Origin of the sequence: Pedobacter sp. W3I1, assembly GCF_030816015.1 — a bacterium.
Taxonomy (GTDB): Bacteria; Bacteroidota; Bacteroidia; order Sphingobacteriales; family Sphingobacteriaceae; genus Pedobacter.
Map to the genome: position 1 here is coordinate 1,775,409 of NZ_JAUSXN010000001.1, position 13,156 is coordinate 1,788,564.

Annotated in this window: 10 protein-coding genes; 9 read left to right on the forward strand and 1 reads right to left on the reverse strand. The window is 37.5% G+C overall.

Features of this window, described 5'->3' with window-relative positions; genetic code table 11:
- Window positions 1-6 precede the first annotated feature (6 nt).
- The 8 genes from QF042_RS07660 (at window position 7) to QF042_RS07695 (ending at window position 9,997) form a co-directional block, all read left to right on the forward strand.
- On the forward strand, window positions 7-888 hold the full coding sequence (locus QF042_RS07660; protein WP_307526909.1) for an NAD kinase: 882 nt from the start codon (window positions 7-9) through the stop codon (window positions 886-888).
- 2 nt (window positions 889-890) lie between these two features.
- Complete coding sequence (locus tag QF042_RS07665; protein WP_307526910.1) at window positions 891-1,688, forward strand: DUF6089 family protein; 798 nt, start codon at window positions 891-893, stop codon at window positions 1,686-1,688.
- A gap of 19 nt (window positions 1,689-1,707) precedes the next feature.
- The gene (locus QF042_RS07670) at window positions 1,708-2,448 is read left to right on the forward strand and encodes an isoprenyl transferase (RefSeq protein WP_307526912.1); all 741 of its coding nucleotides are present in this window, start codon (window positions 1,708-1,710) and stop codon (window positions 2,446-2,448) included.
- Window positions 2,449-2,597: 149 nt separating this feature from the next.
- A complete protein-coding gene (gene bamA, locus QF042_RS07675; RefSeq protein WP_307526914.1) occupies window positions 2,598-5,141 on the forward strand; it encodes an outer membrane protein assembly factor BamA in 2,544 nt (847 codons plus the stop codon).
- 190 nt (window positions 5,142-5,331) lie between these two features.
- Window positions 5,332-5,862 (forward strand): OmpH family outer membrane protein, encoded by a 531-nt coding sequence (locus QF042_RS07680; protein ID WP_121283542.1) that lies wholly within the window; start codon window positions 5,332-5,334, stop codon window positions 5,860-5,862.
- Between the two features lie 63 nt (window positions 5,863-5,925).
- Window positions 5,926-6,504: an OmpH family outer membrane protein gene (locus QF042_RS07685; protein ID WP_307526919.1), complete on the forward strand. Its 579-nt coding sequence runs from the start codon at window positions 5,926-5,928 to the stop codon at window positions 6,502-6,504.
- 362 nt (window positions 6,505-6,866) lie between these two features.
- Window positions 6,867-7,688: a glutamate racemase gene (gene murI, locus QF042_RS07690; protein ID WP_307526920.1), complete on the forward strand. Its 822-nt coding sequence runs from the start codon at window positions 6,867-6,869 to the stop codon at window positions 7,686-7,688.
- A gap of 407 nt (window positions 7,689-8,095) precedes the next feature.
- Entirely contained in the window at window positions 8,096-9,997 is a 1,902-nt protein-coding gene (locus QF042_RS07695; protein ID WP_307526922.1) for an amidophosphoribosyltransferase, read from the forward strand.
- Between the two features lie 905 nt (window positions 9,998-10,902).
- On the opposite strand, the gene QF042_RS07700 is transcribed toward QF042_RS07695, so the two are convergent.
- Window positions 10,903-11,529 carry a LysE family translocator gene (locus QF042_RS07700; protein ID WP_307526924.1) on the reverse strand — a complete coding sequence of 209 codons (627 nt, stop codon included), beginning with the start codon at window positions 11,527-11,529 and terminating at the stop codon, window positions 10,903-10,905.
- Between the two features lie 143 nt (window positions 11,530-11,672).
- Here QF042_RS07700 and QF042_RS07705 point away from each other — a divergent pair, with 143 nt between their 5' ends.
- Window positions 11,673-13,109 (forward strand): MFS transporter, encoded by a 1,437-nt coding sequence (locus QF042_RS07705; protein WP_307526926.1) that lies wholly within the window; start codon window positions 11,673-11,675, stop codon window positions 13,107-13,109.
- The last annotated feature ends 47 nt before the right edge of the window (window positions 13,110-13,156 follow it).

Sequence of the window (13,156 nt, forward strand, 5' to 3'; positions counted from 1 at the left end):
TACTTTATGAGGATTGCAATTTACGGCAGAGATTTTAATGATACGGTTTTGCCCTATGTACAAGAGGTTTTTAATCATTTAGCCGAACATCATATCCAGCCAGTTTTATATTCTAAATTTAAAACATCGCTTCATGGTAAAATTAAATTACCAGCAAATACGGTTATTTTTCATAATCATACCGAATTAAAGGAGCTTGCCGATGTATTGTTGAGTTTAGGGGGAGATGGTACCTTACTCGATACCTTATCGTTAATCCGCAATTCGGGGATACCTGTAATTGGGATCAATTTTGGACGCCTGGGTTTCCTGGCCAGTATCAACAAAAACGAAATCGGATCGGCACTCAAAGCCCTGATCAATAAAGAATATACCTTAGATTCCCGTTCACTTTTAATTTTAGAATCTGATAATGGTTTATTTGGTGAGGAAAATTTTGCACTGAACGATATTACCATTCACCGTCGGGATAATTCAGCAATGATGATTATCCATGCTTCGATGAACAATGAGTTTATCAACTCTTATTGGGCCGATGGATTAATTATTGCTACTCCAACAGGCTCTACAGCATACTCGTTAAGTTGCGGTGGTCCAATTATTTATCCCGATTCTGAAAACTTTGTAATTACACCTATTGCGCCACATAATTTAAATGTGAGGCCTGTAGTTGTACCAGATGGTAATAAACTCTCTTTTGAGGTAGAAGCCAGAGAATCTAAATTTTTGGTTTCGTGCGATAGCCGAACCGTTACCGTAGAGCGATCAGTAAAAATTAGTATAAAAAAGGCAGATTTTTGCGTAAATCTTATCCGCCTTAACAATGAAACTTACTTAAACACGTTAAGGAATAAATTATTATGGGGCATTGATACCCGTAACTACTAATTATGACGCCAGCCAAACCTCTTTTAATTCTCCTCTTTTTTATCTTTAGCGGACAAATTGTTCGTGCACAGGAAGGTACCTGGGAAGTTGGGTTAATGGGTGGAGGTGCAGGTTATATGGGCGATCTCAATCAGAATAATCCTTTGCAGATCAGCGGTTTTTCGGGTGGTGCATATGTAAAACGCAACTTTAACCAATATGTGGGCGTTCGTTTAAATTATACTTACGGACAGATAAAGGCAGATGATGCCAACTCCAGTAATGAACAATTCCGCGAAAGAAACCTGCGTTTTAAAACAGCACTCAACGAATTTAGCGGCTTGATCGATTTTAATTTTTTCAATTTTAATCTTGGTGGAGGAAACAGACAATTTACGCCATACCTTTTTGTTGGAGCTGGTTTGGTTATTTTTAAACCAACCGTAAAAGTTAACGGTGACAAATACCGGTTAGACCGATTAGCTACCGAAGGGCAGGAAAATGGATATAATAATGCTGTTTTAACTATCCCATATGGCTTAGGCCTAAGGTATAATTACAAAGATACCTGGAGCGTTTTTACCGAATTGGGTTACAGAACACCCTCTACAGATTATATTGATGATGTGAGTGGCCGCTATCCGGCTAATCCGGTAATTGTAGGAAACGGCCAATATCAGGTCAATTTATCAGATCCTTCCCTCAACCAAATAGGACAAACGGGTACCCAAAGAGGCGATTTTCGAAAAAGGGACACTTATCTATTTGTTAGTGTTGGCATATCTTTTACCTTTGTATCCTCAAAATGCTATTCCTTTTAAGCTGATTTTGACATAATTAATGGGATTTAAAGAACAAATAGACTATAGCCGCCTGCCAAAGCACATTGCCGTAATCATGGATGGTAATGGAAGATGGGCAAAAGGCCAGGGTAAAGTGCGGGTTTTCGGACATGAACAAGGTGTACTTTCTGTAAAAGACATTGTAGAAGGTTGCGTTGAAGTGGGTATTGAGTACCTCACTTTATATGCTTTTTCTACCGAAAATTGGAACAGACCCAAAGAAGAGGTAGATGCTTTAATGCAAATTCTGATTTCGACCATCAACAAAGAAACCGAAACACTTAATAAAAACAATATTAAGCTGAATGCCATTGGCAATATTGCATCTTTACCTCAAGAGTGTATTGATGATTTAAAAGAAGCTATGGAGAAAACAGCCCATAACGAAAAATGTACTTTAACACTGGCATTAAGTTATAGTGCCAAGTGGGAGATTTTAGAGGCTGCCAAAAAAATTGCATCAGCTGTAAAAGACAACATCATTTCTTTGGATGATATTAACGAAGACTTGTTTTCATCAAAACTAACAACCGTAAATATACCGGATCCTGAACTCATGATCAGGACCAGTGGCGAACACCGTATTAGCAATTATCTGCTTTGGCAAATGGCTTATACCGAGTTTTATTTTACTGATGTTTTATGGCCGGATTTCAGACGTGAAGATCTTTTCGAGGCTATTGTAGACTATCAAAAACGCGAACGCCGTTTTGGTAAAATTAGTGAGCAATTAAACTAATTTTTCTTTTAACACTTTTTAACAAGCGTTTAAACTAACTTAGCACCACTTTTATACGATAAATGAAACCATAATAAGGGAACAACCATAAAGAATTTTGCTTTATAAAATATCGTTACCTTTTGGCCATTACTGAACAAATAATTTTAATGAAAAGAATATTTCAAGTTTTAATTCTACTAGTTTTAGCCGCTCCGGCCTTCGCTCAAGTACGTCCACAAGGTCAGGCACCGGTAACCCCTTCTTTAAAGGTTGGTGGCTTAGATCTCGATTATTTTAGTCCAAAAGAATATATCATTGGTGGTACCACGGTAACCGGAACCCAATATTTAGATAAAGAAGTATTAATTACCTTATCTAAACTAACTAAAGGCGATAAAATCGTTCTTCCTGGCGAGGCAACTTCTGATGCAATTAAAACGCTGTGGGCACAGGGATTGTTTGATGATGTTAAACTTAACATCGAAAAATTTGTTCAGGATTCTGTTTATTTTGAAATTGAGGTAGTGGAGCGCCCGCGTTTAAGTTCTATCGATTTAAAAGGTATCCGCAAATCTGAAAAAACTGCCATTCAAGAAAAGCTAAATGATAAAACAGGTAAAATCGTAAACGATAACTTGTATAACACCACCTCGGCTATTGTTAAAAAATACTTATTGGATAAGGGCTTTTTCTTTACCAAGATTGATTACAAAACACGTAAAGATCCGAATGCAGAAAACAGTGTAGTATTAGAGGCTAATATTGATAAAGGTCATCGTGTTAAAGTACAGCATATCGATTTTACCGGAAACAAAGATTTCAAATCAGCAAAGCTGAGAAAATACCTTAAAACGCCTAAACAGTTTGCATGGTGGCGTTTTTGGGGCTCTGGAAAATTCGCAAAAGAGAAATACGATGAGAACAAGGTAAAAATGATTGCCAAAATGCACGAGAAAGGTTATCGTGATGCGGAATTACTAAAAGATACCATTTACCAATATAACAAGAAAAAGGTTAACATTAGAATGGACCTTTACGAAGGTAAAAAGTATTATTTTGGAAATATTACCTGGGCAGGTAATGCCATTTATCCGGATAGTATTTTGAAGAAAGTATTAACCATCGAAAAAGGTGATGTTTTTAGTGAAGAAAAATTAAATAAAAAATTAAACGGGGGTGGCGAAAACGGTGGCGATATTAACAGTATGTATACCGATAATGGATATTTAACTTTTAACATCGATCCGGTACAGACCAAAATTTATGGCGATACGGTTGATGTGGAATTACGCATGTACGAAGGACCACAATATACCAACAACCGCATTACGTTAAAAGGTAACACGATTACAAATGACAAGGTTGTTTTACGTGAGATCCGTACTAAGCCAGGACAGAAATTTAACAAAAGTGATCTAATCCGTACCATTCGCGAAATTGGTCAATTGGGTAACTTCGACGAGTCTAAAACTGTACCTACACCTCGTCCTAACCCGGCAGATGGTACTGTAGATATAGAATATGCAGTAGAAGAGAAACCTTCAGATCAGATTGAACTATCAGGTGGTTTTGGTGGTGGCCGTATCATCGGTACATTAGGTTTAACTTTCAATAACTTTTCATTACGTAACTTATTTAATCTAAAAGCTTACAAGCCATTGCCAAAAGGAGATGGTCAAAAATTAAGCTTACGTGGACAAACCAATGGTAAATATTACCAATCATACAGTTTCTCATTCTCACAACCTTGGTTTGGTGGCGAGAAACCCGTAAGTTTTGGCGTAAGTGCATTTACTTCATTACAATCTAACGGTTTAAGTAATGGTGATCCAACTTTTCAAAAAATACGTTTAAACGGTGTAACGGTTAGTTTAGGTAGAAGATTAAACTGGCCAGATAATTATTTCCAATTAAGCCATGCCGTTAGTGTACAACAGTACATCTTAAATAACTATTCAGGATATTTATTTAATACTGGTACATCTTACAACATAAGCTTATCACAAGAGATTAGTCGCGATTCAAGAGATTCACCAATCTTCCCTAAATCAGGGTCGTTCTTACGTTTCACTATTCAGGCAACGCCACCATTTTCATTGTTAAATAAAACAAACTATGCAACGGCATCTGATAGAGAGAAATACCGCTTTACTGAATATCATAAATGGAAATTCGATTCACAATGGTACCAACGTGTAGCAGGGAACCTGGTCATCAAAGCACAGGCACAGTTTGGTTTCTTGGGTCAATACAATAAAGCAGTGGGTCAATCAGCATTTGAACGTTTCAAATTGGGAGGTGATGGTATGCAGGGATTCGATTTCTTGCAGGGATCTGAGCTGATCGCAATGCGTGGTTATGCAAACAATGCTGTTATTCCGAATGGCTCTGATCCGGCTGTAGCACAGCAATCAGGTAGCCCGATTTATACTAAATATGTATTGGAGGCACGTTATCCGGTTATTGCAAGTCAACAAGCTACAGCCTTCGTTCTGGCCTTCGCTGAAGCTGGTAACACCTGGAACAGATTTGGTGATTTTAATCCTTTTAATGTTAGAAGATCAGTGGGTGTAGGTGCAAGGATCTTCCTTCCTATATTTGGTTTGTTGGGTATCGATTATGGACACGCATTTGATACCATCCCTGGGCTATCAGACGGAGGAAAGCAAAATTTTACATTTAGTATCGCACAACAATTAGGTGGATTTTAATTGATAAAGAACAAAAATTTAACTAATTATGCAATAAATCATTGCAATAGGAGTTTAAAGAAAGCTTAGGTTATTAACTATATCATTAACACACACACGCAAATGAAACCGTCAGGATTTTGCCTACTTGGCAATAAAGAAGATAAAATCATGATAGCTTCATCGCCCTTAAAAAACAATTATTAACAGGATGAAAAAATATCTTTTTATCGCATTCCTACTTTGCACTTCTTTTGGTGCCTTTGCACAGAAGTTTGCTTATGTAGACACGGAGTATATTTTGAAGCATTTACCAGAATATAAATCGGCATTAAGTCAGTTAGATGTTGCCTCAAAACAATGGCAGCAACAAGTAGATCAGAATTTTTCTGAAATAGACCGGATGTACAAGGCTTATCAGGCCGATCAGGTTTTATTAACTGATGATATGCGTAAACGCCGTGAAAACGAAATTATAGAAAAAGAAAAGCAGGCTAAGGAATTTCAACGTTCCAAATTTGGGCCAGATGGGGATCTTTTTCAAAGCAGGGTAAAATTAATTAAACCTATCCAGGATAAAGTTGCCGAGGCTATTAAACAGATTGCAAAATCTAAATATCTAGACTTCATTTTCGACAAGAGTAGTGAAGCAACAATGATGATTTATGCAAGTAGCAGTTACGATGTTAGTAATGATGTAATTGTAAAATTAGGTTATAAACCAGGGACTGTAAATAATTAGTATATTCGCCCCTGATTTTTAGAAAAAAAACAATTAGAAAAAATAAAAAAGTAAAATAGAACGATGAGAAAGTTAATTAACGTATTCTTTGTAACAGCAGGTTTATTGTTTACAGCGAATATGGCAAGTGCACAACAAAAATTGGGTCACATTAATTCTGAGGAGGTATTTGCAAATTTACCAGAGGCTAAAGCAGCTCAAGGAACTTTAGAGACCTTAGGTAAACAAAAACAAGCTGATATTGATGCAATGATCAAAGAATATCAGGGAAAATTGGCAGCAGCTCAGGCTAAAGAAAAGACTTTAAGTGAAGCTAATAAAGAAACAGTGGGTAAAGAATTACAAACTGCAGGCCAGGAATTACAGGATTTAGAAAAACGCATTACTGATGCCCGTACTAAAGCTTCACAAGATATAGGTACTAAACAAGGTGAATTGTTCCAACCAATTCAAGCTAAAGTTGCAACTGCAATTTCAGCTGTAGCAAAAGAAAAAGGCCTTGCTTACGTTTTCGATATTGCAAACGGACAAGGTGGCAACAACTTAGTTTTCTGGGAAGGTGGTGATGATATTACTGCTTCAGTAAAAACTAAATTAGGAATTACTGCAACTGCTGCAAAACCAGCAGCACCTAAAAAGTAGTCTTTCAGTCCATAGTCTTGAGTCCTTAGTCTCAAGTCAAGAAACACGATACTGCGGAATTAAGTTTAACTTAGTTCCGCTTTTTTGTTTTTGAAGGATTTACCAATTACAGATTTATCTGGACTGTCGTCATCTCGACTGAAGCGCAGCGAAATGGAGAGATCTATACTTGATAGATTTAGCTTCGCTGAGCCTTCGGGTTCTCGACTACGTTGCACTCCGCTCGAAATGACGATTTTCTTGTTGGAAGTTTTTGTTCAAGAGTGCTAAACATTTCAACTTTACAACATGCTAACCAACACTAAAACATTCCAATTTTCAACTAACTTTACAACTTTCTAACATTTCAACTTTCCAACACAATGCAGTCATCTCCAATAGGTATTTTCGATTCAGGTTACGGTGGTTTAACGGTTTTTCGTTCTATTGCCGATAAATTGCCTGATTACAATTATATCTATTTGGGTGATAATGCCCGTTCACCCTATGGCGATCATTCTTTTGATACCATTTATAAATATACTTTAGAATGCGTTGAATGGCTTTTTGCTAAAGGATGCCATTTGGTTATCCTGGCCTGCAATACAGCTTCAGCAAAAGCGCTTAGAACGATCCAGCAAATAGATCTTCCTGCTAATTATCCTGATAGAAGAGTGTTGGGTGTAATCAGACCCACTGCAGAGGTTATAGATGGATATACAACCACAAAACAAGTTGGTGTAATGGGAACCAGGGGGACGGTTAATTCTCAATCTTATCTTTTAGAGATCAATAAATTTTTTCCTGAGATTAAGGTTTACCAGCAAAGCTGCCCAATGTGGGTTCCGCTGATCGAAAACAACGAACACTTACAACCAGGAGCAGATTTTTTTATCAATGAATATTGCGATCAGTTATTGCGCCAATCGGCAGACATCGATTGTGTATTATTGGCCTGTACGCACTACCCTTTATTAATGCCTAAACTGAGGAAAGTATTCCCTGACCATATAAGCGTTTTAACGCAAGGCGAGATTGTAGCCAATAGTTTAGTTGATTATTTAAAGAGACATCCTGAAATGGAACAAAAATTAGTAAAACAGGGAAAGAAATCTTTTTATACCAGCGGCGATCCTTTAGCTTTTGATGAACATGCCTCTATTTTTTTTGGAGAGACATTGGAATCGCATAGAATGATTGTTTAATTGTTGATGTTGTCGGTTAATTGTTTAGCTGTAAACCGCCAACTGTAAACCGCCAACTGTAAACTGCCAACTATAAACTGAACCATGATTAATCGGTTAACTGCTTAACTGTTGATTAAGATAGATTGTTGGATTGCTAAATTGTTAACTGACAAGTGTAAACTGAAATAGGTTAATTGTGAACCGCAAATGGCTAACTGTCAACTGAAATTTGGTTAATCGGTTAATTGTCCATTGCTAACTGAAAACTGAAAATTGCCAACTGCGATAATTGTTTTTAAGCTAGAAAGGCAAATGGAAGGCTTTAATAGTCATCTGTCAGCCTAAACTCATCATAATAAAAGAAAACATTTTTCTTTAGGTTGTAACAAGTTAAAAGGATAACTTTGCGGCTTCAAACCCACACAATGAGTGATCAGATAAAACACGAATGCGGAATCGCTTTTATTCGCCTGTTAAAACCACTTTCTTACTACCAGCAAAAGTACGGTACAGCACTTTACGGCCTTAATAAATTATACCTTTTAATGGAAAAACAGCATAACCGGGGCCAGGATGGCGCAGGTATTGCCACCATTAAACTGGATATGAAACCGGGCAGTAGGTACATTAGCCGATACCGGAGCATGGCATCTAATGCGGTAGCTGATATTTTCGAATATGTACAGAACAAATTTGTCGATATCCAAGAAAACACACCTGAACTAATGCAGGATACAGAATGGCTCAAAAACAACGTAAGCTTTATCGGCGAGGTGTTAATGGGCCATTTGCGTTATGGTACACATGGTAAAAACAGTATCGAAAATTGCCACCCTTTTTTAAGGCAAAACAACTGGATGACACGTAACTTGGTTATTGCGGGTAACTTTAACATGACGAATGTTGATGAGTTATTGGAACAATTGTACGAGTTAGGTCAGCATCCTAAAGAAAAAGCAGATACCGTTACAGTATTGGAGAAAATCGGTCACTTTTTAGATGATGAGAACCAGGAGCTTTTCGATCAGTATAAAAAAGAAGGTCATGATAACGTTGCAATTACACACAAAATATCTGATAACTTAGATATCGCGAACATTCTTCGCCGCTCAGCCAAAACCTGGGATGGAGGTTATTCTATCTGTGGCATGGTGGGTAATGGCGATTCGTTCATTATGCGCGATCCGGCAGGTATCCGTCCGGCGTATTATTATTATGATGATGAGATTGTTGTAGCGGCTTCAGAAAGACCAGCTTTACAAACTGCATTTAATATCCAGTTTAAAGATGTTAAAGAGATCGATCCCGGTCACGCTTTAATTATCAAGAAAAACGGAGAGGTAAGCATGGAGCAATTCCGAGAGCCTACCGAAAGATTATCATGCTCGTTCGAGCGCATTTATTTCTCAAAAGGAAGTGATGTAGAAATTTACCGTGAGCGTAAGCAGTTAGGCCGTTTATTGAGTGATAAAATTCTTCAGGCGGTTAATTACGATTTAAAAAATACGGTATTCTCATTTATCCCAAATACAGCAGAAGTTGCGTTTTTTGGAATGGTTGATGGTGTTCAGCAATATGTGCGCAGGCACCAGAAAGATATACTCTTACATAAGAAAGAAACACTAACAGATCAACAACTTGATGACTTGTTATCTTTAGCACCTCGTGTAGAAAAGTTAGCGGTTAAGGATGTAAAACTGAGGACCTTTATTACTCAGGATGCAGACCGTAGTGAAATGGTGGCGCATGTTTATGATACTACTTATGGTATTATCAACAACCATCAGGATACTTTAGTTGCGCTTGATGATTCTATTGTGCGTGGTACTACCTTAAAACAAAGTATCATTAAAATTGTTGACCGTTTACATCCTAAGAAAATTATTATTGTTTCTTCCGCACCTCAGATTCGTTACCCTGATTGTTATGGTATCGATATGAGCAGGATGGGACAGTTTGTTGCTTTCGATGCGGCTATTCAGTTGCTAACGGAGCGTGGTATGTGGCAGGTGATTGAAGATGTTTATACCAAATGTAAAGCCTCATTACTTTTACCTAAAGAGGAAATTGTAAATCACGTTAAGGAAATTTATAAGCCGTTTACTCCTGAAGAAATCTCGGCTAAAATTGCACAGATTATTACCCCAAAAGGTACTGTTGCTGAGGTTGAAGTAATTTACCAAAGTTTAGAGAACCTGCACGAAGCTTGTCCGAAAAACAAAGGAGATTGGTATTTCTCAGGAAATTATCCAACCCCAGGTGGAAACAAAGTGGTAAATAAAGCTTTTGTTAACTGGAAAGAAGGAAATAACCAAAGGGCTTATTAGCCCTATATCGCCTAAAGGGACTTGAATAACAAATAGCTCATAGTAATATGGGCTATTTTTTTGTGCTTTTTTTACCACGGAGAACACGGAGTTCGCACAGAGAAAACAGAGCCCTTCGACTCCGCTACCATTGACAGATTCCATAAGAAAGGGTCGTCATTGCGAGGAGGAACGACGAAGCAATCTTTCCTGCTATAAAGATTGCTTCGTCGGCTGAAAAAGCCTTCTCGCAATGACGATAATCTGAGAAGATTTATCTCCTTAAAATCTCTTGCCATTTATATTGATTCTTATACAAGAAATTATCCCTCAGGGTGACATAGCTGCCCTCTGCGTCATCCTGAATTTATTTTAGGATCTATTTTATTATTCCTGTTAATATATTAGAGAACAGAGTTGATAATTTAGTGGTTCGTGAGGACACGAACCACGGCGGAAATGTTTAATAGTACCCGATTTTCAATATTTTAACCACCAAGACACAAAGGCAACATTAATTAACTTCGTGAAGGTTTAATTGTTTTCTCAACTGTCCGTCATCCTGAATTTATTTCAGGATCTGTTTTATTGTTCCTACTAATATATTAGAGAACAGAAGTTGGTGATTTAGCGGTTCGTGAGGACACGAACCATGGTGGAAGAAATGTAGATTTTTACTGCTGTCTTACTCAATCTAAACCTGACATTCGCGGAAAGCCCGGAGTGAGGAACGAGTGAGGACTTGAAGCATTGGCAGGACTAACGCTTAATAGCAGCAATGCACCTGCTTTTCAAAAAAAACAGAAAACTCTGGTTTAGCAATTTTTGTCTGCCTTTCGACTCCGCTAAGGGTGACAGAACGTGAGGAAATTCCATGTGTTCTGTGTTTCCGTGGCTAAAATGCTAGGTATATCTGTGGTAAAAACCTATGCGTAAAACTTAAGGTACGTTTTAACGATGAGCCAAATGGCAAAGAAGATGATCACGACACCTGCGATTTTATTTAGTTTTTTAAGCGCATCTTCCTTTATTTTATAACGGAGTTTACTAGAATAAAAACTCTTTGCACCATCTATGCTCAATTGGGTAGCCATGGCGATAAAAAAGCAGACTAATTTTTCGTTAAGCATATTGTTCAATTTAACCGAGATGATTCCGCTTACAATAATCCAGAACATTAAGGTAGAGGGGGTGAGGATACACATTAAAAATCCTTTTATCACATAACCCCGCTTACTTACCTTTTGTAAAGTTGAGCTATCGTAATTAACGGTAATTTTGGAAACGAGGTAATAAACACCTACGGCCAACAGAAAAACACCACCAATACTGCCTACGTATTTATCAAATTCGGATTTATAATCGATAAATTGACTGCCAAAAAGAACGAGGCCAATTAAGACAATATCACTAATAATTACGCCAACGGCCAGGGAAAACCCGGCTTTGAAGCCCCTCTCTATGCTGGTTTTGATCATTGCAAAAAATACCGGCCCTGTTAAAAACGACGAAATAATCCCTGCTCCTATACCTAGTAATATGGCTTCAAACATGCATTGTATTGTTTATAATATGCGAATATGCAATTTTATACCTAAACATATAACATTTATTTTTGTTGCATTGGTTGCATAAAATTTACTGGTTTTCATTTTTTTTTATTTATGTTTAGAGCCACTAAAACTAAATTTAAAAAATGAGTTCAGAACAAGCACAAACCAAATGGGGGCAGTTTATTCCTTTGGTCACGGTATTCTTTTTTTGGGGCTTTGTAGCCGCCAGTAATGATATTTTAATACCGGTATTTAAAAAAGCTTTTGATTTATCACAGGCTGAAAGCCAATTGGTTTCATTGGCATTTTACATTGCCTATACCGTGGGCGCTTTAATATATAATGGTATTTCTGTTATCATAGGGCAAGATATAGTAAACAAATTGGGCTATAAAAATTCGTTGGCACTAGGGTTGGTTATTTCTGCACTTGGAACTTTATTATTTTATCCTGCAGCAAACCTGCATTCATTTCCTTTAATGCTTTCTGGTTTATTTATTGTAGCATTGGGCTTTTCGTTACAACAAACCGTTGCCAACCCATTGGCTATTGCGTTAGGGCCAATTAAAACAGGCTCGCAACGTTTAACGCTTGCTGGTGGTATTAATAACTTTGGTACAACCATCGGGCCGCTTATTGTAAGTTTTGCCATTTTTGGTTCTGCTGCAAATGCAAGCACAAATATCAGCATAGAAAGTGTTAAAATTCCTTACCTGATTTTGGGTGTTGCATTTATCGCGGTTGCTATTTTCTTAAAAATGTCATCGTTGCCTGATAGACCTGCTTTGGTTGAAGCTGTGGTTGAGGATACTAAATCGATTAAGGGCTCTGCTTTACAATATCCTCAATTGGTTTTGGGTATGATTGCCATATTTGTTTATGTAGGTGTAGAGGTTTCTACAGCAAGTAACTTGCCAGCTTATATGGAGAAAGATTTAGGTTTTGCCATTAAAGATATTGCCCCTTATATCTCTTTATACTGGGCAAGTATGATGATTGGTCGTTGGACAGGTGCCGTTGAAGCATTTACCGATAATGTGAGCACCCAAAAAGTGTTAAGGTTTATTGCGCCTTATTTGGCGTTTGGTATTTTTTTAGCAGTAAATGCTATTGCGAAACACGACCTGGCTCCTTTTTATGTGTATGGTTTAATTATATTGGTGCTAATTGCTGCCGATATGGCGAGTAAAGGTAATCCAGCCAGAATGTTATTGATTTTTTCGGCAATTGGTATTACTGCGCTATTAATCGGCATGCTTACCAAAGGAATGGTGAGTGTTTACGCCATTACAAGCGTTGGTTTGTTCTGTAGCACATTATGGCCTTGTATTTTTACATTAGCCGTAAGTGGTTTGGGTAAACACACCAGTCAGGGAAGTAGCTTCTTAATTATGATGATTATGGGCGGTGGTATTATTAGCTGGGCACAGGGTGCAGTATCAGAGTTTACGGGTATTCAATACAGCTATGTTGTAGGGATTATCTGTTTTGCTTACTTAGCATTTTATGCCTGGAAAGTGGCTGGAATATTAAGATCACAAGGAATAAACTTTGATCAAAAAATTTCTGGTGGACATTAATTTTTAATAAAGTAATTTTGCGGCCACAAAGATTTATTTCTTTGTGG